Below are 21,659 nucleotides of genomic sequence, written 5' to 3' on the forward strand. Positions count from 1 at the left end.
GTAGGTCTAGAGGCGTCACTTTCCCAGCCGGCTTTGGAGGCGCCGCACCCCGCAGTGCACGTCACGGCTTCGGCAGCCATATGCCGAGACACTTACGGAGGACACACACATGTCACCGGCCCCTCGTACTCACGAACCGCGCTCCGGCGTCACCACAGCCGACGCCGCGTCCTCCCCCGCCACTGACCCGGCGGCGGACGACGTGCTCGCGTCACTGCCCGAGATCCCGCCCTACGCGGAGGTCGCGCCGGACGACGCGCGCGCCCTGTCGAAGAGCCTCTTCAACCGGCTGCGCACCCTCGACGAAGGCACGCACGAGTACGCCTACGTACGCAACACCCTGGTCGAGCTGAACCTGGCGCTGGTGAAGTTCGCCGCGTCGCGGTTCCGCTCCCGCAGCGAACCGATGGAGGACATCGTCCAGGTCGGCACGATAGGTCTGATCAAGGCGATCGACCGGTTCGAGGCCGACCGCGGTGTGGAGTTCCCCACGTTCGCGATGCCGACGATCGTCGGCGAGATCAAGCGCTTCTTCCGCGACACCTCCTGGTCGGTCCGGGTGCCCCGGCGGCTCCAGGAGCTGCGCCTCGACCTGGCCAAGGCGGGCGACGAGCTGGCCCAGCAGCTGGACCGCTCCCCCACCGTCGCCGAGCTCGCCGAGCGGCTGGGCATCGGCGAGGACGAGGTCGTCGAGGGCATGGCCGCGTCCAACGCGTACACGGCCAGCTCGCTGGACGCGCAGCCCGAGGAGGACGACACCGAGGGCACGCTGGCCGACCGCATCGGATATGAGGACCACGGCCTTGAGGGCATCGAGTACATCGAGTCCCTCAAGCCCCTCATCGCGGAGCTGGCGCCGCGCGACCGGACGATCCTCTCGCTGCGCTTCGTCGCGAACATGACCCAGTCGGAGATCGGCGAGGAGCTCGGCATCTCGCAGATGCACGTCTCCCGGCTCCTGGCCAGGACACTCGGCAAGCTGCGCCGCGGCCTGATGGTGGAGGAGTAGGCGCCCCGGCACCGAGCCGGCACGCGCCGGCCGGGAGCACCGGTCCGCGGGGCCCGGTACGCGCGCTCCGAGCGCCGTGCCGGGCCCTTCCCCATGCGCGCGCCGGGGCGCGGATCGGGCGCGCGGGCCCGGCGCCGCGCGGTACCTCGGTACGGGGCCCGTGCGGTCAGGCGCCGGCCCGGCGGTCGCCATCCGGCGGGCCGGACGGGTCGGGTGGACCAGGCGGATCGGGCAGGGCGGCGAACGCGGCACGCATGTGCCCGTACAGCGCCTCCCGGTCCGCCGCCGCCCCTTGCGCCGACCATTCCCTGACGGCCCACCGCCAGGCGGCGAGCGTCGCTTCGAGCCGCAGGAACAACCGCAGCCGCGCCTCGGGGTCCACGGCCGCCCGGTCCACGGCCGCCCGGTCCGCCGCGCCCCCGGGTGCGGCCCCCGCCGTGCCCTGCCCGCCTTCAGCGAACGCGCCGGGGCGGCGTTCCGCGAGCACGTTCAGCAGGTGGTCGGTCACCTCCGCGCAGTGCCGCAGGCTGTGCGCGACGAGCGCCGGGGTCCTGTCGCACAGGGCGCGGCTGGCGAGGAACCGGCTCTCCCACCCCTCGGCCATGTCCCGCACCGCGGCGAACAGCGCGTCCGCGAAGTCCACGGGACGGGCCGACCCGGGCGGGCGGCTCTCGATGTCCGCGACGTAGGCGGCCCACAGCTCCTTCTCCGGGGCGAGCGCGACGTCCTCCTTGCAGCCGAAGTTGCGGAAGAACGTGCGCTGGGAGACCTCGACCGCGTCGACCAGCTCGTCCAGCGTCGCCTCCGCGAACCCCTTCTCCGTGAACAGCCGCAGCGCCTCGTCCACCAGGGCGCGCCGCGTGCGGAGCTTCTTGCGCTCCCGCAGGCCGAGGCCGGCGGCCTCGGTACCGCCGCGTCCGGAATGCGGTCCGTCGTTCACGACGCGGAGTCTACCCGCGAGCAATGAGCCAGCGCCAGGCAAGTGCCTGTTGCCGACTTATGCCGGTGACTGGCATATTTCTCGGCGATGCCGCGCGGACCGCCGGGGGACCGGCCGGTGCGCGCTGCCGGAACGCGCCTCAGGGCCGGGCCCGCGTCCGCCGGCCCGGCCCCGGGGCCCGACAGAGGGATGAGACGCATGCGCGCCTGGACCATCGACCACGACAGCCCGGAGCACCTGAGCCTGACGGAGGTGCCCGACCCCGTTCCCGGGCCGAACCAGGCGCTCATCCGGGTCGCCGCGTTCTCCGTCAACTACGGCGAGGTCATCGCCGCCCTGCCCGAGGGCGAGAGCGGAACGGTGCCCGGCTGGGACGCGGCCGGCGTGGTCGTACGCGCCGCGGCGGACGGCTCGGGCCCCGCGGTGGGCACCCCGGTGGTGTCGTTCGCGGCGAGCGGCGGGTGGGCGGAGCTGCGCGCCGTCGACACGGCCCTGCTGGGCGCCGTGCCCGGGGGCGCCGACCTCGGCCGCCGTCAGCACCCTGCCGGTGGCGGCCGGTTCCGCGCTGCGCGGCCTGCACCGCATAGGCCCGCTGCTCGGCCGGCGGGTCATGATCACGGGAGGGGGCAGCGGCCTCGGCCGGTTCGCGATCCAGCTCGCCGCGCGCGGCGGCGCCCACGTGATCGCCTCGACCACCGATCCGTCGAAGGAGGCGACGCTGCGCGAACTCGGTGCGAACGAGGTCGTGTTCGGCACCGAGGGCATCGCAGGCCTGACCGGTCCTGTGCACGGCGTGATCGACACGGTCGGCGGCGACCACATGACGGCCGCGTTCGCGACGCTGGTCCGCGAGGGCACGCTGATCGCCATGGGGCACAGCGCGGGGCAGGGCGAGTCGTTCCCGTTCAAGGCGTTCTACGGGTCCCTCGGCGACAACCGCAGCATCTCGACGTTCTTCCTGCTCCAGGACCTCGAAGGGCTCGGCGACGACCTGTCCTGGCTCGGCGGGCTGGTGGCCGCGGGCGAGCTCGACCCGCAGATCGGCTGGCGCGGCGAGTGGAGCCGCGCCCCCGAGGCCACCGCGGCGCTCGCGGCGGGCAAAGTGCGGGGGAAGGCCGTGCTCGACCTGCCCCCGGCCGACTGACCGGCGGCGCGCAGCGGGCGCGCTGCCCGGCGCGCCCGCTCCGCCCGCGCGCTTCGCGCCGCTAACGGCGTGGCGCCCCACCGCGAGGGGCGATTATCGTGCGGGCATGCTGCGAACCGTACTGTCCGTCAACCTCGGCCGAGGCGGCGCCGACGCGTACACCGACGCGCCGAGCGGCCTGACCGGCATCGACAAGCGGCCCTTCGCCGGTCCCGTCGAGGTGGCGGCGCCGGGCCCCAAGGGAGTCGGCGGCAGCGGCCTCGCCGGCGACATGGTGTGCGACCGCCGCCACCACGGCGGCGACGACCAGGCGGTGTACGCGTTCGCCCGCGAGGACCTCGACCGCTGGGAGGCCGCGCTGGGCAGGAGCCTGGCCAACGGCGTCTTCGGCGAGAACCTCACCACCGGCGGCATCGACGTCAGCGACGTGCGGATCGGCGAACGCTGGCGCGTCGGCGGCGAGCTGGTCATCGAGGCCACCTCCGCGCGCATCCCGTGCCGCACGTTCGGCGACTGGCTGGGCGAGAAGGGCTGGGTCAAGCGGTTCACCCAGGACGCCGCGCCCGGCGCCTACTTCCGCGTGATCCGGCCGGGCGTGATCAGGGCGGGCGACCCCGTCGAGGTCATCGACCGGCCGGACCACGAGGTGAGCGTCGCCTTCCTGTTCCTGGCCCTGACCACGCGGCCCGAACTGCGCCCCCGGGTCATCGCGGCGGGCGAGGCCCTGCACGCCGAGGAGTACAAGCTGGCCCGCGCGTGGGCCGCGGCGGCCGAGGGCGCCCCGGGCTGAGCCCGGGGGCGCGCGGCGGTCAGGCCTCGCGCCGGCCGGCGCGCCACACGGCCGCGACCAGCGGCACGCCCGGCCGGTAGGCGAGGTGGACGGGCGAGGGCGCGTCGAGCAGGACCAGGTCGGCGCGCGCCCCGGGCGCGAGGCTGCCGATGTCGGCGCGGTCCAGGGCCGCCGCGCCGCCCGCGGTCGCGGACCACAGGGCCTCGTCGGGCGTCATGCCCATCTCCCGGACGGCCACGGCCACGCAGAACGGCATGGAGCTGGTGAACGACGAGCCCGGGTTGCAGTCCGTGGCCAGCGCGACGACGACCCCCGCGTCGAGCAGCCGGCGCGCGTCCGGGTAGGGCGCGCGGGTGGAGAACTCGCAGCCGGGCAGCAGGGTCGCCACCGTGCCGCTCGCCGCGAGGGCGTCGATGTCGGCGTCCGTCAGATGCGTGCAGTGGTCGGCCGACCTGGCCCCGGCCTCGACGGCGAGCAGGACGCCGGGGCCCGGGCCGAGCTGGTTCGCGTGCACGCGCGGGACGAGCCCGCGCGCCCGGCCCGCGGCGAGGACGGCCCGCGCCTGGTCCGCGTCGAACGCGCCGCGTTCGCAGAACACGTCGATCCACCGCGCGTGCGGCGCGCAGGCGTCCAGCATCGGCCCGGTGACCAGCGCGACGTAGTCGTCCGGCGCGCCCGCGTACTCGGGCGGCACGACGTGGGCCCCGAGGTAGGTCACCTCGTCCGTGCGCGCGGCGGCGACGCGCAGGGCGCGCGCCTCGTCCTCGACGGTGAGGCCGTAGCCCGACTTGGTCTCCGCCGTCGTGGTGCCCTGCCGCAGCATCTCGCGCAGCAGCGCGGCGAGGTTGGCGTCCAGTTCCGCGTCGGTGGCGCGGCGGGTGGCCGCGACCGTGGTCGCGATGCCGCCCGCCGTGTAGGGGCGGCCGGACATCCGGGCGTGGAACTCGGCGGTGCGGTCGCCCGCGAACACCAGGTGCGCGTGGGAGTCGACGAAGCCGGGAACGACCGCCCGGCCGCCCGCGTCGTGGTGACTGTCAGTGGCGGGTGCTCTACTGGTCGTGCCGGTCCAGACGACGCGGCCGTCCTCGATGACGACGGCCGCGTCCCGCACCGGGCCGAGGGGACCAGGACCGAGGGAGGGGTCGTTGGTGATGAGGACACCGATGTTGGTGACCGCCGTGCTGCGGGCCGGGTGGGCACTGCGGGCCGGGTGGGCGCGGCTGCTGGGGGCCGCCGCCGGGCCGTCCGCACCGCCGGGTTCGGGCGCTCCGGTCGCGGCGGTGGGGGGCTGGGTCACGGGCGGCTCCTGTCCTGCGGGCTTCTGTCCTGCGAGCTGTCCTTCACCGGGCGGCGCGCAGGGCTCCGACGGCGTCCGCGAGGGCCCGCGGGACCTCGGGCACGAGTTGGTGGACGCCGTCCCTGACGATGTGCCGGCCCCCGACGACGGTGTGCCGCACGTCGGCGGCCGTCGCGGCGAACACGGCGGTGTACGGCGCCATCCGCGCCGGGGCGCCCGCGGTGCGGACGCTGTCGAGCGCCACGGTCGTGAGGTCGGCCAGGGCGCCGGGTTCGATGCGGCCGGCCTCGGGCCAGCCGAGCGCGGCGTGGCCGTGCTCGGCGGCGGACCGCAGGAGCTGGTCCGCGCTCCAGTGGCCGCGGGTCCCGGTGCGCAGCCGCTCGTGCAGTTCGAGTGCCCTGGCCTCGCCGAGCAGGTCGATCGCGGCGTGGCTGTCGCTGCCCAGGCACAGCGGGCTGCCGGCGGCGCGCAGACCGGTGGCGGGCCCGATCCCGTCGGCGAGGTCGCTCTCGGTCGTGGGGCACAGGCAGACCGCGGTGCCGCTCTCCCCGAGCAGCGCGATGTCCTCGGGCGTGAGGTGGGTGGCGTGCACGGCGGTGGTGCGCGGTCCGAGTACACCGTGGTCGGCGAGGAGCCGCGCGGGGGTGCGGCCGTGGGCGCGCAGGCAGTCCTCGTTCTCCTTGGGCTGCTCGGAGAGGTGGACGTGCAGCGGGGCGTCCCGCAGCGCCGCCCAGGCGGCGACGGTCTCCAGCGCCCGCGCCGGCACCGCGCGGACGGAGTGGACGGCGGCGCCGATGCGGGTGGTGGCGTCGCCGCGCAGGGCGGCGGCCCGTTCGGCCCAGGCGTCCGCGCCGCCGTCGGAGAAGCGCAGCTGCACCCCTTCCGGGTCGCGGCCGAAGCCGGCGGAGAGGTAGCAGGTGTCGAGGAGCGTGATCCGGATGCCGGCCTCCGCCGCGCCGGCGATGAGGGCCTCGCCCATCGCGGTCTTCTCGCCGTAGCGGGTGCCGCCCGGCGCGTGGTGCACGTAGTGGAACTCGCCGACGCACGTGACCCCCGCGAGCGCCATCTCCGCGTAGACCGCGCGGGCCAGCGCGCGGTAGAGGTCGGGGTCGAGCCGGGCGGCCAGCTCGTACATGGCGTGCCGCCACGTCCAGAAGGTGCCGCCGCCGGCCTGCGCGGTGGCCCGCAGGCCCCGGTGGAACGCGTGGCTGTGCGCGTTGGCGAGGCCGGGCAGGGTCAGGCCGCGCAGCGGGACGCAGCCCGCCGGCGGCCCTCCGGCGCCCGGCGTCACGGACCTGATGCGGCCGTCGGGGGAGGTGGCGATGACCACCCCGGCCTCGACCGGTCCGCCGAGCCAGGCGTACTCGGCCCAGTAGGTCTGCTCCGTCAGCGGCACGCCAGGCCCTCCAGTACGTCGGCCAGCGCGGTCACCCCGGCCAGGCAGTCGGCCTCGTCGGCGTGCTCGTCCGGTGCGTGCGAGACGCCGGTCGGATTGCGTACGTACAGCATGGCGGTGGGGACGGCCGAGGCGAGGATGCCGGCGTCGTGTCCCGCGCCGGTCGGCAGGGCGGGGGCGCCGCCGAGCCGGGCCGCGATGTCGTCGCGCAACCCGGGCGCGAAGGCCACGCCCGGCGTGTGCGACTCCCGGGTGAGGGTGAAGGACACACCGTCCCGTTCGCCGCGTTCGGCGGCGGACCGCCCGATCTCCGCCACCAGCGCGTCGAGGGCGTCGGGGTCGTCGGCGCGGCAGTCGAGCCAGGCCGTGACGCGGGCGGGCACGGCGTTGACCGCGTTCGGCTCCGTGTCGACCTTGCCGAACGTGGCGAGCGCGCCGGCCAGGCGGGCCCGCTTCCTGGCGGCGAGCACCGTGTGGGCGTACGTGAGCATCGGGTCGCGGCGGTCCTCGATGCGGGTGGTGCCCGCGTGGTCGGCCCGGCCGCGGAAGTCGAACCGCCACCTGCCGTGCGGGCGGATGACCGAGCCCACGCCGACGGGCCGGCCGAGACCTGCGAGCGCGCGGCCCTGCTCGACGTGCAGTTCGACGAACGCGCCGATGCCCGCCAGGCGTTCCGGGTCGGGGCCGATGGCGTCCGGGTCGAGGCCGGCCCGCTCCATCGCCCGGTGCAGCGGCACGCCGTCCGCGTCGCGCAGCCCGCGCGCCCGGTCCGGGTCGAACAGCCCGCAGGACAGCCGGGAGCCGAGGCAGGCCACACCGAACCGGGCGCCCTCCTCGTCGGCGAAGCCGGCCACGCCGACCGGGCGGGCGGCGACCGCGCCGCGCTCCCGCAGCACGTCGAGCGCGGCGAACGCGGAGACCACGCCGAGCGGCCCGTCGAAGGCGCCGCCGTCGGGCACCGAGTCCAGGTGCGAGCCGGTGACGACGGCGTCGCCCGCCGCCGGGTCGCCCGCCCACGCCCACTGGTTGCCGTTGCGGTCCACCTCGTACCGCAGGCCGCGCCGGGCGGCCTGGTCGCGGAACCAGGCGCGCAGTTCCCCGTCGGCCGCCGTCCAGGCGTACCGCCGGTACCCGCCCGTCGACGCCTCGCGCCCGATCGGCCGCAGTTCCTCCCACATGGCGCGGAAGGCGTCCGCTCCCGCGCCCGCGGCGGGCGCGGGCGCCGGTGCCTCCGCCGGCACACCCACCGGCACATCGTCCCGGCGGGCCCGGCCGGTCACGGCGCCTCCCGCATGGGGACGCGGACACCGCGTTCCGCGGCGACCGCCTCCGCCTCCGGGTAGCCCGCGTCGACGTGCCGGATCACGCCCATGCCCGGGTCGTTGGTCAGCACGCGCTGGATCTTCTGCCCCGCGAGGGCGGTGCCGTCGGCCACCGTGACCTGGCCGGCGTGGAGGGAGCGGCCCATGCCGACGCCGCCCCCGTGGTGGATGGAGACCCACGAGGCGCCGGAGGCCACGTTGACCATGGCGTTCAGCAGCGGCCAGTCGGCGATGGCGTCCGAGCCGTCCCGCATGCCCTCGGTCTCGCGGTAGGGGGAGGCGACGGAGCCGCAGTCCAGGTGGTCGCGCCCGATGACCACGGGCGCGGCCAGCTCACCGGCGGCGACCATGTCGTTGAACCGCTCGCCCGCGCGTTCCCGCTCTCCGTAGCCGAGCCAGCAGATCCGCGCGGGCAGGCCCTGGAAGCGGACGCGTTCCCCGGCCAGGGTGATCCAGCGGGCCAGCGACTCGTTCCCGGGGAACAGGTCGAGGACGGCGCGGTCGGTGGCGGCGATGTCCCGGGGGTCCCCGCTGAGCGCCGCCCACCGGAAGGGCCCCTTGCCCTCGCAGAACAGCGGGCGGATGTAGGCGGGCACGAAGCCGGGGAAGTCGAACGCGCGGTCGTAGCCGGCCAGCCGGGCCTCGCCGCGGATCGAGTTCCCGTAGTCGAAGACCTCGGCGCCGGCGTCCTGGAAGCCGACCATCGCCTCCACGTGCCGCGCCATCGACTCCCTGGCCCTGCGGGTGAAGTCCTCGGGAGCGCGGGCGGCGTAGTCGGCCATGCCGGCGAAGTCGACGCCGACGGGCAGGTAGGCCAGCGGGTCGTGCGCGCTGGTCTGGTCGGTGACGATGTCCACCGGCGCGCCCGTGGCGAGGAGGTGCGGCAGCACCTCGGCCGCGTTGCCGAGCACGCCGATGGACAGCGGCCGGCGCGCGGACCTGGCCTCGGCGGCCAGGTCCATCGCCTCGGCCAGCGAGTCGGCCCGGACGTCGAGGAAGCCGTGGGCGATGCGCCGCTCGATCGCGCGCGGGTCGCAGTCGACGCAGACGGCGACACCGCCGTTCATGGTGACGGCCAGCGGCTGGGCGCCGCCCATGCCGCCGAGGCCGGCGGTCAGCGTCACGGTCCCGGCCAGCGTGCCGCCGAAGCGCTTGGCCGCGACCGCGGCGAACGTCTCGTACGTCCCCTGGAGGATGCCCTGGGTACCAATGTAGATCCACGAACCGGCGGTCATCTGGCCGTACATGGTCAGCCCCAGGCGTTCGAGGCGGCGGAACTCCTCCCAGTTCGCCCAGTCGCCGACCAGGTTGGAGTTCGCGATCAGCACCCGCGGCGCCCACTCGTGCGTGGTCATCACCCCGACCGGCCGCCCCGACTGGACGAGCATCGTCTCGTCGGGTCCGAGCGTGCGCAGCGTGGCGGTCATCGCGTCGAACGACGCCCAGTCACGCGCGGCCCGGCCCGTTCCGCCGTAGACGACGAGCTGGTCGGGATGCTCGGCGACCTCGGGGTCCAGGTTGTTCTGGAGCATGCGCAGGGCCGCTTCCTGCGGCCAGCCGCGCGCGGTCGGCGCGGTGCCGCGCGGGGCGCGGACGGGTCGAGGTCCTGTCATGGCCAGCCTCCCCGGTGAGAGCCATTCATTCACTCTAGGTGCTGAATATTTTCAGTCAACAGCACCGTGGCCGCCCGGGCGCCGCGCGTGTTTGGCTTGGGGCATGGTTTCGCCCACCCGACGCGACCGGGCCGTGCGCGCGCTGCTCGCCCGGCATCCGCTGACCGACCACGAACCGCTCGCCGCCCTGCTCGACCTCCAGGGCGTCCGCGACGCCGCGGCCGAACTCCGCGCGGCCTTCGACGAGGTGACCGCGCCGGAGCAGCCGGTGCTGCACACGTTCGCCGTCAAGGCCGGCTCGCTCGTCCCCGTGCTGCGGCTGCTCGACGGCTTCGGCATCGGCTGCGAGGTCGCGAGCCCGGGCGAGCTGGCCCTGGCCCGCGCCGCCGGGCTCGCCCCCGACCGCATCGTCCTCGACTCCCCCGCCAAGACGCCGACGGAACTGGCCGAGGCACTCGCCCTCGGCATCGCGCTGAACGTGGACAACCCGCAGGAGCTGGCCCGCCTCGACGCGCTCACGGCCGGCCGGCCACCGGCCGGGCCGGTCGGCGTGCGCGTCAACCCGCAGGTCGGCGGCGGCGCCATCGACGCGATGAGTACGGCCACCGCCACCTCGAAGTTCGGCGTCGCGCTGGGCGATCCCGGCGCCCGCGCGTGGGTGCTCCGCGCGTTCGCCGACCGCCCCTGGCTGACGCGGCTGCACTGCCACGTGGGTTCGCAGGGCATGCCGCTGGAGCGGATGGCCGCCGGCGTCCTGGCCACCTGGGAGCTGGCCGAGGAGATCAACGCGGCGGCCGGCAGGCGCCAGGTCGACACCCTCGACATCGGCGGCGGCCTGCCGGTGAACTTCGCCTCCGACGAGCACACACCGTCGTTCCGCGACTACGCGCGCCTGCTGCGGCGCACCGTGCCCGGCCTGTTCGACGGCCGCTACGGTCTTGTCACCGAGTTCGGCCGGGCCCTGCTCGCCAAGTCGGGCTTCATCCTGGCCCGCGTCGAGTACACGAAGTCCGCCGGCGGCCGGCCCATCGCCGTGACGCACGCGGGGGCGCAGGTCGCGGTGCGCACCGTGTTCGTTCCCGAGTCGTGGCCGCTGCGCGTCGCCGCCTACCGCGCCGACGGCAGCCCCAAGACCGACGGCCCGCCGGTGCGGCAGGACGTGGCGGGGCCGTGCTGCTTCGCCGGTGACCTGGTGGCCCGCGACCGGCCGCTGCCCGAGCTGGAGCCGGGCGACCTGGTGGCGCTGCTCGACACGGGCGCCTACTACTTCTCCAACGCGTTCGGCTACAACGCGCTGCCGCGCCCCGGCGTCTACGGCTACTCGGCCGACGGCGACGGGCCCGCGGTGCTCACCACCCTGCGCCGCCCGCAGACGATGGCCGAACTGGTCGCGGAGTACGGCGGCGACTGCTGACGGCCGCGGCACGGCCCGTTCCCCCGCGGGCAGCGGCAGGGGAACGGGCCGGCACCGGGCGGGAAACCCTCAATTCAGGAAGATGCCGCGGTCGGCCGCGCGGGCGTCGAACCGCTCCAGCCTCGCCTGCGCGTCCGGCAGCGCGTCGAGCATGGCTTCGAGCACCGCCCGCGCCAGCAGGGCGGGCGCGCTCGCGGTGTCGAACGACAGGCCGGTGCCCACCCCGGCCGCGAGCAGCAGGTCCCCCGGCGCCGCGACCGGCGCGAGGGCGCTGTCCGCGATCACGACCGCGCGCAGCCCCGCCGCCCTGGCCACGGCCAGGGCGTCCGCGACCTCGCGCGGGTGGCGGGGCAGCGCGAAGCACAGCAGCGCGCTCGCGCCCGCGTCCGCCGCGGCCTCGATGCGGTCGGCGAGCGCGGAGCCGCCCTCGTCGAGCAGCCGCACGTCCGGGTGCACCTTGGCGGCGAAGTAGGCGAAGCCGTGCGCCTCGCCCGCCGCGGCCCGCAGGCCGAGCACGGGAAGCGGCCGGGACGCGGCGAGCAGCCGGCCCGCCGCCTCGACGCCTGCCGGGTCCGCCAGGGCCGCGGCCAGCTGCCGCAGGTGGTCGATCTCGGCCAGGACGGCGCGCTGGTAGGCGTTCGCCCGCGGGGCACCGCCGCCCCCGGCCGCCCGGTCGCCGCCCGGGGCGTCCTCCCGGTCGCCGCGCTCGTCCCGGTCCTCGCCCACGCACTCCCGCAGCCGCCTGCGCAGCGCCGGGTACCCGTCGAACCCCAGGGCCACGGCGAAGCGGGTCACCGACGGCTGGCTCACCCCCGCGAGCCCGGCCAGCTCCACGCTGGACAGGAACGGCGCCTCCCGCGGCCTGCGGAGCAGGCACTGCGCGATGCGGCGCTGCGTCGGGGTCAGCCGGTGGCCCTCGAAAAGCCGGGCCAGCCGGGCGCTCGCCTCACTCATCCGCATCATCCTATGCAGCGAAATGGGGGGCTACCCCCAGTGCCGCCCGCGCCCGGCAGCGCCTACCGTTGCGTCCATGATGAGTGGTCGTGAATCCGAGCTGAATCGTGACTCCGGCCTCCGGAGGGATCTCGACGCCGTCGTGCAGACACGCAAAGAGCTCGGTGAGGCCTACGAGTCCGAGCTGGTCGAGTCGTTCCTGGAGAAGGTCGAGGAACGCATCGACACCACCGTGGAGAAGCGGGTGCGGCGGCAGCTCGCCGAGCAGCAGATGGTCATCGCGCGCGGCGGGCGGCCGACGCAGGGGACGGACGACAGCCGCAGCCCGGGGCCGGCCTTCGGTCTCGCGGCGCTCTCGCTGGTGCTGGCGATCCCGCTGTCGGCCATCGCCGCGGTGCAGACGGGCCTGGCCGGACTGCTGGTGTGCTGGGGAGGCATCGTCGGGGTCAACGCCTGCTACGCCGCGCGCGGCCTGCTGCGTCAGGGCCGGGACGCCGACGACTGGGACTGAACGGCCGCGGGGGCCGCGCCGCGGCCGGGCCGCCGCGGCGGCCCGGCCGGGGAACGCGGGCCGGCCGCCGGGGCCGGAAGGATACTGGCGGGGACCGCCGCACCCCGGTGAAGTCACCAGGGGCGGGACGACGGCGGTCCCCGCGGGGACACGGGCCGGGTCGGGGCCTCGTGTCCGGGCGACCAGGGAGGTCCGGGAGCCGCTCCGGAGGTCCTTGGTGCCGACATCTGTACTCTGCACGGCCGGTGTTAACGACGCGTTGCCCAGCCGTGACACTTCGGGATCGCTTGCCCGACCTGCGTCCGACCCGGCGCCCCGGCCCCGTTCGCCCGGCCCGCCGCAGCGGCCTCACCCGTTCACACCGGTCCCGCCCGTTCACACCGGCCCCACCGCCGGGGGCGCGCCTTGAGAGCACGCGCCCCCGAGGGCGCCGGCCGGCCTACTCCGAGGCGAGGAACGACAGCAGGTCCTGCCGGCTCACCACACCCGTCGGCTTGCCGTCCACGAGCACGACCGCCGCGTCGGCCTCCTGGAGGACCGCCATCAGGTCGGCCACCGGCTCGCCCGAGCCGACGTGCGGCAGCGGCGCGCACAGGTGGCGTTCCAGCGGGTCGTCGAGCGCGGCCCGCTGCGTGAACAGCGCGTCGAGCAGCTCTCGTTCGACGACGGAGCCGACGATCTCCGCGGCCATCACGTCCGGGTGCCCGGCGCCCGGCTTGACCACGGGCATCTGCGAGACGCCGTACTCGCGCAGCACCTCGATGGCCTGCCCCACCGTCTCGTCCGGGTGCATGTGCACCAGGGACGGCAGCCCGCCGTCCTTGCGCCGCAGGACGTCGCCGACCCGGGTCTGCGGGCCGCCGTCCTCAAGGAAGCCGTAGTCGGCCATCCACTCGTCGTTGAAGATCTTGCTGAGGTAGCCGCGCCCCCCGTCCGGGAGCAGCACCACCACCACGTCGTCGGGGCCGAGCCGCCTGGCCACCTCCAGGGCGCCCACGACGGCCATGCCGCACGAGCCGCCGACGAGCAGCCCTTCCTCGCGGGCCAGCCGCCGCGTCATCCGGAACGAGTCGCGGTCGGAGACGGCGACGATCTCGTCCGCCACCTCGGGGTCGTAGGCCGTGGGCCAGAAGTCCTCGCCGACCCCCTCGACCAGGTAGGGGCGCCCCGAGCCGCCCGAGTACACCGAGCCCTCGGGGTCGGCGCCGACGACGCGCACCCGGCCGCCGCTGACCTCCTTGAGGTAGCGGCCCGTGCCGCTGATGGTGCCGCCGGTGCCCACGCCCGCCACGAAGTGCGTGATGCGGCCCTCGGTCTGCTTCCACAGCTCGGGCCCGGTCGTCTCGTAGTGCGAGAGCGGGTTGTTGGGGTTGCTGTACTGGTCGGGCTTCCAGGCTCCCGGCGTCTCGCGGACCAGCCGGTCGGACACGTTGTAGTACGAGTCGGGGTGCTGGGGGTCGACGGCGGTGGGGCACACGACGACCTCGGCGCCGTACGCCCGCAGGACGTTGATCTTGTCGAGGGACACCTTGTCCGGGCACACGAAGATGCACCGGTATCCCTTGCGCTGGGCGACGATCGCCAGACCGACGCCGGTGTTGCCCGAGGTCGGCTCGACGATCACGCCGCCGGGCCGGAGTTCGCCCGACCGTTCGGCGGCCTCGATCATCCGCAGCGCGATCCGGTCCTTCACCGAGCCGCCGGGGTTGAAGTACTCAACCTTGGCGAGCACGGTGGCCTCGATGCCCTCGGTCACACTGGTCAGCCGGACCAGAGGGGTGTTGCCGACAAGATCGATCATCGACTCGTGAAACTGCACCTGGGTCTCCGCATATCAGGGGCGGGTTCGTCCGCCTGCCGGACAGCACCCTATTGCGTTGCGGGACCTCCCGTGCTGGGCACCACACAAGTGGAGGCGCGGGACCACGGGAGGCGGGGAGCGGGTCATGTCGAGGGCGAGGGTGGCACGGAGGATCGCGACCGCCGCGGCCTACGGGGGCGGCGGGATCAGCGTGCTCGGCGGCGCGGCGGCCGGGCTGATCTTCACCGAGATGCGGTACGCCCGCCGTCGCGTCGGCCGGGCAGCCGCCGGGGAGCCGCCGCTCACGGACGGCGTGTACGGCACTGCGTTCGCGGCCTGCGCGGGACCGCCGTGGCGGCTGGCGATGCTGGGGGACTCCACGGCCGCCGGCCTCGGTGTGCGGCGCGCGGGCCAGACGCCGGGCGCGCTGCTGGCCTCGGGCCTCGCCGCGGTGTCGGAACGCCCGGTCGAGCTGCACAGCGTCGCCCTGCCGGGGGCCGTTTCCGCGGATCTGGAACGGCAGGTGTCGCTGCTGCTGACCGAGCCGGGCCGGGCGCCGGTGCCTGACGTGAGCGTGATCATGATCGGGGCGAACGACATCACCGGCCACGTGCCGCCGGCCCGTTCGGTGAAGCACCTGGCCGAGGCGGTCGCGCGGTTGCGCACGGCGGGCTGCCAGGTGGTCGTCGGCACCTGCCCCGACCTCGGCTCGGTCGAGCCGGTGGGGCAGCCGCTGCGGTGGGTCGCCAGGCGGCTGTGCCGCCAGCTCGCCGCCGCGCAGACCATCGCGGTGGTCGAGCTGGGCGGGCGGACGGTGTCGCTGGGGGCGCTGCTGGGGCCGGAGTTCGCGGCGAACCCGCGCGAGCTGTTCGGCCCCGACCGCTACCACCCCTCGGCCGAGGGCTACCAGACGGCGGCGATGGCGATCCTGCCCACGCTCTGCGCCGCGGTGGGCGCCTGGCCCGCCGAGGAACGGGACGAGGCCGCCCGCCGCGAACGGCTGCTGCCCGTCGCGGACGCTGCGGCGCGCGCGGTCACGGAGGGAGGCACGGAAGTGAGCGCGGCGGACAGCCCGACCCCGGACGCCGGCGCGGGGCGGCGAGCGCTGGGCGCGATGCTGCACCGCCGGCGCAGGCGCCCCCTGCCCGCGGCCGAGGACGCGCCCCCGCAGGAGCCGGCACGTGACACCTCCCCTACTTGCGGGTAACTTCGAAGGTCAGTGCCGCGCGGACCCACCGCGCGGATGCCGCGCACCGCCGCCGGGAGGTCCTCCGTGCCAGAAGCAGTGATCGTCTCCGCCGCCCGCTCCCCCATCGGCCGGGCGCGCAAGGGCTCGCTGAAGGACTTCCGCCCCGACGACCTGACCGCGACCATCGTCCGGGCCGCGCTCGACCGCGTTCCTGAGCTCGACCCGGAGGAGCTGGACGACCTGCTGCTCGGCTGCGGCATGCCAGGCGGCGAGCAGGGGCACAACCTGGCCCGCGTGGTCGCCGTGCAGCTCGGGCTCGACCGGCTGCCGGGCGCCACCGTCACCCGGTACTGCGCCTCCTCGCTCCAGACCACGCGGATGGCGTTCCACGCGATCAAGGCGGGCGAGGGCGACGCGTTCGTCTCGGCCGGCGTCGAGATGGTCTCCCGGCGCGAGCGCGGCTCGTCCGACGGCATACCCGGCACCCAGAACCCGCGGTTCGCGTCCGCCCAGGCGCGCACCGAGGCGCGCGCCACCGGCGGCGCGCCCACGTGGCACGACCCGCGCGAGGACGGCGAACTCCCGGACGTCTACATCGCCATGGGCCAGACCGCGGAGAACCTGGCCCAGGCCATGGACGTGACCCGCGCGGACATGGACGCGTTCGCCGTGCGCTCCCAGAACCTCGCGGAGCAGGCCATCGCCGACGGCTTCTGGCAGCGCGAGATCACTCCCGTCACCGCGCCGGACGGCACGGTGGTGACGGCGGACGACGGGCCGCGCCCCGGCGTCACGCTTGAGGCGGTGAGCGCGCTGAAGCCCGTCTTCCGCCCCGACGGGCGGGTCACCGCGGGCAACTGCTGCCCGCTCAACGACGGCGCCGCGGCGCTCGTCGTGATGTCCGACACCCGGGCGCGCGCCCTCGGGATCACGCCGTTGGCCAGGATCGTGTCCACGGGCGTCTCGGCGCTCTCCCCCGAGATCATGGGGTACGGGCCCGTGGCGGCGACGCGGCAGGCGCTCGACCGGGCCGGGATGACGATCGGCGACATCGATCTCGCCGAGATCAACGAGGCGTTCGCCGCCCAGGTGATCCCCTCCTACCAGGACCTGGGCCTCGACCTCGACCGCCTCAACGTCAACGGGGGCGCCATCGCCGTCGGTCACCCGTTCGGCATGACGGGGGCCCGGATCGCGACTACGCTGATCAACTCCCTGCAACGGCACGACAAGCAGATCGGCCTCGAAACGATGTGTGTCGGCGGCGGGCAGGGCATGGCCATGGTGATCGAACGACTGTCCTGAGCGTGGTACGTGAGGCACACGGGCCGGAAGTGACCCAGCTCACCCGGTATATCCGGGCGAGACCGAAGCGGGCCCGGGATGTGATCCATCCCGGCAACGCCCGCGAAGTCGCAGGTCAGAGACCTGCGGATGGCGCGCTGCCGACCAAAGACCTGCCCGGCTCGTGACGTTGTGCACTGCACGCCGTGGCCGCGCCCAGGAAACCTGAGATAAGAAGTCAGGGACCAAGACACTGGGAGCGAGTCCGTGAGCGCCATATCCGTCATTCTGCTGGTGGCCGCAGGCACCGCCGTCGTCCTGGGTGCGCTGGCCCTGCACACCGTTCGCCGGCTGCGTGCCGAGCTGGCGACGCTGCGCGGCGAGCTGGCCGGACGCACGGTGCCGGCCGCCAGGCCCGTCCCGCGGGAGGAGATCCGCGGCGCGGTCGCGGAGGCGCTTGAGGAGGAACGGGAGCGCGAGCTGGCCGAGGCGCGCGCCTACTGGGCCGAACAGGAGGCCCGCGAGGGCGAGGGCCCCGGCGCGCTGCTCGCCGGCCGCGGCCTCGGCTACGAGGTGGCGGACGCCGACGAGGAGCTGCTCGACGCGCTCCTCGAACGCTACCTGCTCAGCGACTCGGGCTTCCCGGCCACGGGCCGCGACGGCACCCCGGCCGCGCCGCGCTGCGGCGGGGACGAGCCGGGCGACGGCGGGGAGCCGGCGCGCGACTCCTCCGAGGACGGCGACGCGGCCGAACTCGCCGCGGCCCGCCGCCGGCACCCCTCCCACCCCGGGTTCACGCTGTCGGGCGAGCCGGCCGGCCGCGACGCGCCCGGCCGGCCGCAGAGCGAGGAGCACCGGCACACCGCGGACCGGCTCTCGCGGCTGGCCGAGGCCCGCACCCCGCTGGCGGACGTGCGCCACGGGCCGCTCGGCACGCTCGACCTCTTCCTGTTCGCCGACGGCACGACCCTGTGCCTGTCGCCGAGCCACCAGGAGGCCGCGGAACGCCTCGCGACGGCCGTGCGGGCGGGCGAACAGCCGGTGCTCATGGGCGGTTCAGGCGTCTCGGGCGCCTACGCGCTGACGTTCGCCTGCGGCCAGGACAGCGTCTACCTGCTGGCCGACCGCGTCGTCGCCACCACGCATTCGAGCGGCGAATGACCGCGCCGGACATCGCCGCGCTCGACGCGGCCGTCGACGCGGCGGCGGACCGGCTGCGCACGCTGCCGGAGAGCCGCCTGCGGCGCGGCGCGGCAGCGCGGGGACTCGAACTGGCCAGAGCCCTGGCCGAACGCGCCCAGCGCCTCGAACGCCCGGGAGCGCCCGTCAGACAGCTGCCGGACGCGGGGATCTACTCGGTGGGCGACCAGGTCGCCGTCGCGGGGCACGACCTGGCGCAGGCGCTGCGCGAGACCGCGACCGCCGACCCGGCGGCGGCCGGCGAGGAGCTGACCGCCGCCCTCGACCTGCTGCGCGCCGACCTCACCTGACACCCCGGCACCCCCCGCCCACGGCGCCCGGCACGGGAACGCCCGCCCCCGGCGCGCGCGTCTGAGGCGCACGCCGGACCGCGCGGGGCGCGCGCCCGGCGCGGGAACGCCCGCGGCGCCGGACCCCCTGAGGCGCAAGGGCGTTCCCGTGCCCCGCGCACACGCGAGGGGCCCCGGCGGAGAGCGTTGCTCCGCCGGGGCCCCTCGTCCTCATCTGCCCGCGCCCCTACGGCCGGGCGGCGGGAGGACGTCAATCGCCCTGAAGGATGGCGACCAGCCGCAGGAACTCCAGGTAGATCCACACCAGGGTGAGGGTCAGCCCGAAGGCGGCCAGCCAGGACTCCTTCTCGGGAGCGCCGTAGGCGATGCCGTCCTCGACCATCTTGAAGTCCAGGGCGAGGAAGCAGGCGCCGAGCACGACACCGGCGATGCCGAAGAGGATGCCGAGGCCGCCGTCACGCAGGCCGAGACCGTTGCCGCCACCGATCATGGCGACCACGAGGTTGACCAGCGAGAGCAGCAGGAAGCCCACCGCGGCGGCCAGCACGAACTTGGTGAACCGGGCGTTGACCCGGATGATCCGCTGCTTGTACATGAACAGCACACCGGCGAACACCGCCATCGTGCCGATCACGGCCTGCATCGCCGCGCCAGGGGCCACCGCGTTGATCGCGCTGCTGATGGTGCCGAGGAACAGACCCTCGGCGACCGCGTAGCCCATGATCAGCGCGGGCGACGCCTCACGCTTGAACGACTGCCACAGGCCCAGGCCGAGCGCGACGAGCGCGAACACGAAACCGAGGGCGAGCGGCAGGTCCGTGATCCACGCCACCGCGGCGGCGGCGACGACGGTGCCCAGGGTGATCGCGGTGCGGGAGACGACACTGTCGATCGTCATCACACCGGCGCGCGGGGGCGCGACGGGCGGCACAGCACCGCCGTGGGGACCCGCCTGCGGTTGCGCGTACGGGTTCCCCGGCTGCGCGTAGGGGTTGGACGGGCTCCCCGCGTACGGATTCCCGGTCTGCGGCTGCGGTGCGGCGTTGAAGCCGGCGTAGCCACCGTCCCGAGTGAACCCCCGACGCGTGAAGACCGGGTTGCTGCTCCTCATCTCACTCCTCCATGGCCGCACGGCACGACCTTGACTACCAGAGTAATGCGTTCGCAAAGACCGCACGGTAGTGCACTCGTAGAAACGAGCGAAAGGGGTGCGCCGGTTCCCGATCGGCCTCTTTCATAGAGCTGTCAACGGGCCGTCGCGCACGGCCGGTGAACGAGCCCGCCCCTCCGGCCGCCGCGGCCCTCACCAGGACGAACACCGACACGCTTCCGCGCATTCCCCACGTCTCCCCGCCGCACTCCCCCGGGAGGCCGCTGACCCGTTCGAACGATCACCCCCACGCGCCCCGCCCACCCGGGGCCAGGACGGCGCGGAACGACCGCCGGGTCACACCTCCGCGGGCAGGTCGAACGGGGCACCGGGCGACCCGCCGGCCCGGGCGGCGAGCACGAACGGGGCATACGCCCGCGCCCCGCTCCAGAACTCCACGCCGAGCCCCGGCGTCGTGCCCGCCTGCTCCCGGTCGGAGTAGCGCCACGTCTTCGCGATCTCGGGCGACCCGGTGTTGGTCAACAGCGCCGCCAGGTACTCCTCAAGCACGCCCAGGCGCACGCGCCCGGCGCCCAACTCGGGAACGGGCACCGGCGCGGGAGCCTCCTTCTCGACCGGCTGCTCGTCCTGGTCGTACCGCTCCCCCTCGGCGGACTGCACGGTGATCGCGTGCCACAGCCGCGCGCCTCCGGGCAGCGTCACCACGACCCCGAACGGGCGCTTGGTGCCCTCGGTCCACGCCTCGGCCTGGAGCCCCGCGCCCCGGTAGGCGTCGATGGCGAACTGCTGGAACCTGTCGGGACGCATCATCGCTCCAGGGGTATGGACGAGCGGCGAAGAGTGAGCATTTTAGTTACGCGACGGCCCTCCCGGGCGCCCCCGGGAAATGCGGGGATCATGGCGGCGCGCGGCCCACAGCACCGTCGCGCGGTTCATGACGAACGTCTCGCCCGTCTCGAACTCAAGCCGCTTGCGCCCCGCCCCCAACGCGGTCAGGTCCCGCACGACGAAGCCCTGTCCCCCGATCATGACCTGGTCCCCGACGGCGACCGTGCGGGCGTCGATCTCCACGGCGACGACCACCCCCCTCACCGCCCGCCCTCCTCACCCGAAACGGGCGCGGGCGAGGGCGGGGGCGGCCGGAGGCCGATGCAGACATCCGCCGGGTAGATCAGGGCACCGCACGACGGACAGTGCTTCCCGTCCCGCCGCAACACCAGCTCACCGCGGTGAAGACATCCGGATGTGGACACCACATGCTCCTACGCGGCGAGAACGAAGTGGGCGACAGGCAGAAAGAAGAGGACACCGCAGGTGACCGCGATCAGCGGCTCACAGGCGCGCGCACCGAGCCACGCGACGGCCCGGGCCAGGCGGCACGGACGACGCCGATGCCGCGCACGACCGGCCGGGGTCACCGGGCACGCTTCGACACATCGAGCGGCACGGCCGCGTCGGTCAAGCACGTGGCGTTCACGGGGATCACCCACCAGGGCACAGACCGTGAACCTGGGCGATGGATCGTCACATCAGTCTCCTGTACGTCGTCTTGACCGGAACGGCACCGATGCAACCGGGCGTAAGCTGGGCATGACCAGCCGTGACGAAGGCGAGTCCGTTCAACCCGTTCAACGCCCTGCTCAGGAGCGTGCACACATGGTGACGAACAGGCGTGCGCCCAACGAGGCGCTTCGAACAGCACTCGCAGAATCCAAACTGAGTTACGACGCATTGGCCCGCGCGGTACGCGCGATCGCCGCCGAGTCCGGCGACGCCCTGAAGACCAACCGTTCAGCCGTCGCCCACTGGGTCGCAGGCAGACCGCCGACACCCAGAACCGCCTCCTACGTGGCCGAGGCCCTGTCGAGGGCGCTCGGGCGGCACGTGGACCCGGCCGATCTCGGCCTGGCGCACGGCCCAGATCAACAGCCCCCGGGACAACTGGGGTTGCGCTTGGGATCTGACCCCGTTGCCATGCTGCGCCGTCTCGGAGCGGCTGACATCGAGCGCCGGGGAATACTGACCGGGGCCGCCTACAGCGTGGCAGCCGCCGCGTTGCCGCTCGGCGCCGAGCAGGCCGTCGAGTACCAGCAGCGGGCGAGCACGTACCGCGCCGGGCGGGCGGAGATCGAGGCCGTCCGGGACATGACCGAGATGTACACCCGCATCGACGAGCGGCACGGCGGACAGCACGGCCGCGCCGCAGTGGTCCAGTACCTCACCAGCGATGTCGCCCGTCTCTGCCGCGCCGGCTACGCACGCGAGGCGGACCGCGCGGCGATGCTCGGCAGCGCCGCCGAAGTGGCCTACCTGTGCGGCTGGAAAGCCTACGACGCCGGTGAACACGGCCTCGTTATCTATAGCTCTTAGGACTCTTGAGGCACATGAGAATCG

The 21,659-nt window shown here is 74.7% G+C and carries 20 protein-coding genes and 1 pseudogene; 11 read left to right on the forward strand and 10 right to left on the reverse strand.

Annotated features, from left to right (window positions below):
* Nucleotides 1-109: 109 nt before the first annotated feature.
* On the forward strand, nt 110-1,009 hold the full coding sequence (locus tag LC193_RS11005) for an RNA polymerase sigma factor SigF (RefSeq protein WP_226073678.1): 900 nt from the start codon (nt 110-112) through the stop codon (nt 1,007-1,009).
* A 166-nt stretch (nt 1,010-1,175) separates the two neighbouring features.
* Here the strand turns inward: LC193_RS11005 and LC193_RS11010 are convergent, their stop codons facing one another.
* Nucleotides 1,176-1,949: a TetR/AcrR family transcriptional regulator gene (locus tag LC193_RS11010; RefSeq protein ID WP_226073680.1), complete on the reverse strand. Its 774-nt coding sequence runs from the start codon at nt 1,947-1,949 to the stop codon at nt 1,176-1,178.
* Between the two features lie 198 nt (nt 1,950-2,147).
* Here LC193_RS11010 and LC193_RS29180 point away from each other — a divergent pair.
* The 3 genes and pseudogenes from LC193_RS29180 to LC193_RS11020 all read left to right on the forward strand — a co-directional run.
* A pseudogene (locus LC193_RS29180) lies at nt 2,148-2,387 on the forward strand (alcohol dehydrogenase catalytic domain-containing protein); the annotation flags it as partial.
* A gap of 109 nt (nt 2,388-2,496) precedes the next feature.
* Nucleotides 2,497-3,093, forward strand: a complete 597-nt coding sequence (locus tag LC193_RS29090) for a zinc-binding dehydrogenase (protein ID WP_318842145.1) — start codon at nt 2,497-2,499, stop codon at nt 3,091-3,093.
* Nucleotides 3,094-3,199: 106 nt separating this feature from the next.
* On the forward strand, nt 3,200-3,883 hold the full coding sequence (locus tag LC193_RS11020) for an MOSC domain-containing protein (RefSeq protein ID WP_226073682.1): 684 nt from the start codon (nt 3,200-3,202) through the stop codon (nt 3,881-3,883).
* Between the two features lie 19 nt (nt 3,884-3,902).
* On the opposite strand, the gene hutI is transcribed toward LC193_RS11020, so the two are convergent.
* The 4 genes from hutI to hutU all read right to left on the reverse strand — a co-directional run bounded on the left by hutI (nt 3,903) and on the right by hutU (nt 9,511).
* Nucleotides 3,903-5,048, reverse strand: a complete 1,146-nt coding sequence (gene hutI, locus LC193_RS11025; protein WP_226078553.1) for an imidazolonepropionase — start codon at nt 5,046-5,048, stop codon at nt 3,903-3,905.
* Nucleotides 5,049-5,223: 175 nt separating this feature from the next.
* The gene (locus LC193_RS11030) at nt 5,224-6,576 is read right to left on the reverse strand and encodes a formimidoylglutamate deiminase (protein ID WP_226073684.1); all 1,353 of its coding nucleotides are present in this window, start codon (nt 6,574-6,576) and stop codon (nt 5,224-5,226) included.
* Nucleotides 6,567-7,754, reverse strand: a complete 1,188-nt coding sequence (locus LC193_RS11035; RefSeq protein ID WP_226078554.1) for an allantoate amidohydrolase — start codon at nt 7,752-7,754, stop codon at nt 6,567-6,569. Before LC193_RS11035 ends, LC193_RS11030 begins: the two co-directional genes overlap by 10 nt.
* A gap of 98 nt (nt 7,755-7,852) precedes the next feature.
* Nucleotides 7,853-9,511, reverse strand: coding sequence for a urocanate hydratase (gene hutU / locus LC193_RS11040; protein WP_226073686.1), 1,659 nt, complete (start codon nt 9,509-9,511; stop codon nt 7,853-7,855).
* A gap of 103 nt (nt 9,512-9,614) precedes the next feature.
* On the opposite strand from hutU, the gene LC193_RS11045 reads away from it, so the two are divergent.
* Entirely contained in the window at nt 9,615-10,925 is a 1,311-nt protein-coding gene (locus tag LC193_RS11045; RefSeq protein ID WP_226073689.1) for a type III PLP-dependent enzyme domain-containing protein, read from the forward strand.
* A gap of 69 nt (nt 10,926-10,994) precedes the next feature.
* Here LC193_RS11045 and LC193_RS11050 read toward each other — a convergent pair whose 3' ends face one another.
* A complete protein-coding gene (locus LC193_RS11050) occupies nt 10,995-11,885 on the reverse strand; it encodes a MurR/RpiR family transcriptional regulator (protein WP_226078555.1) in 891 nt (296 codons plus the stop codon).
* 136 nt (nt 11,886-12,021) lie between these two features.
* On the opposite strand from LC193_RS11050, the gene LC193_RS11055 reads away from it, so the two are divergent.
* Nucleotides 12,022-12,390: a hypothetical protein gene (locus tag LC193_RS11055; RefSeq protein ID WP_404819391.1), complete on the forward strand. Its 369-nt coding sequence runs from the start codon at nt 12,022-12,024 to the stop codon at nt 12,388-12,390.
* Nucleotides 12,391-12,829: 439 nt separating this feature from the next.
* Here the strand turns inward: LC193_RS11055 and LC193_RS11060 are convergent, their stop codons facing one another.
* Nucleotides 12,830-14,209, reverse strand: a complete 1,380-nt coding sequence (locus tag LC193_RS11060) for a cystathionine beta-synthase (RefSeq protein WP_226073692.1) — start codon at nt 14,207-14,209, stop codon at nt 12,830-12,832.
* A gap of 127 nt (nt 14,210-14,336) precedes the next feature.
* Between LC193_RS11060 and LC193_RS11065 the strand changes: the two genes are divergently transcribed.
* From LC193_RS11065 to LC193_RS11080, 4 genes are all read left to right on the forward strand, one after another.
* Entirely contained in the window at nt 14,337-15,398 is a 1,062-nt protein-coding gene (locus tag LC193_RS11065) for an SGNH/GDSL hydrolase family protein (RefSeq protein WP_226073693.1), read from the forward strand.
* A gap of 66 nt (nt 15,399-15,464) precedes the next feature.
* Nucleotides 15,465-16,685 carry an acetyl-CoA C-acetyltransferase gene (locus tag LC193_RS11070; protein WP_226073694.1) on the forward strand — a complete coding sequence of 407 codons (1,221 nt, stop codon included), beginning with the start codon at nt 15,465-15,467 and terminating at the stop codon, nt 16,683-16,685.
* 246 nt (nt 16,686-16,931) lie between these two features.
* Complete coding sequence (locus LC193_RS11075) at nt 16,932-17,825, forward strand: hypothetical protein (protein WP_226073695.1); 894 nt, start codon at nt 16,932-16,934, stop codon at nt 17,823-17,825.
* Nucleotides 17,822-18,154, forward strand: a complete 333-nt coding sequence (locus LC193_RS11080; protein WP_226073696.1) for a hypothetical protein — start codon at nt 17,822-17,824, stop codon at nt 18,152-18,154. Before LC193_RS11075 ends, LC193_RS11080 begins: the two co-directional genes overlap by 4 nt.
* A 250-nt stretch (nt 18,155-18,404) precedes the next feature.
* Here the strand turns inward: LC193_RS11080 and LC193_RS11085 are convergent, their stop codons facing one another.
* From LC193_RS11085 to LC193_RS11095, 3 genes are all read right to left on the reverse strand, one after another.
* Nucleotides 18,405-19,265 (reverse strand): Bax inhibitor-1/YccA family protein, encoded by an 861-nt coding sequence (locus tag LC193_RS11085; RefSeq protein ID WP_226073697.1) that lies wholly within the window; start codon nt 19,263-19,265, stop codon nt 18,405-18,407.
* 336 nt (nt 19,266-19,601) lie between these two features.
* A complete protein-coding gene (locus tag LC193_RS11090) occupies nt 19,602-20,075 on the reverse strand; it encodes a hypothetical protein (protein WP_226073698.1) in 474 nt (157 codons plus the stop codon).
* Nucleotides 20,076-20,114: 39 nt separating this feature from the next.
* On the reverse strand, nt 20,115-20,357 hold the full coding sequence (locus LC193_RS11095; protein ID WP_226073700.1) for a hypothetical protein: 243 nt from the start codon (nt 20,355-20,357) through the stop codon (nt 20,115-20,117).
* A gap of 564 nt (nt 20,358-20,921) precedes the next feature.
* Between LC193_RS11095 and LC193_RS11100 the strand changes: the two genes are divergently transcribed.
* Nucleotides 20,922-21,635, forward strand: a complete 714-nt coding sequence (locus tag LC193_RS11100) for a hypothetical protein (RefSeq protein ID WP_226073702.1) — start codon at nt 20,922-20,924, stop codon at nt 21,633-21,635.
* Nucleotides 21,636-21,659: the final 24 nt, after the last annotated feature.

Source organism: Streptomyces marincola (assembly GCF_020410765.1).
In the GTDB taxonomy this organism is placed as follows: domain Bacteria; phylum Actinomycetota; class Actinomycetes; order Streptomycetales; family Streptomycetaceae; genus Streptomyces; species Streptomyces marincola.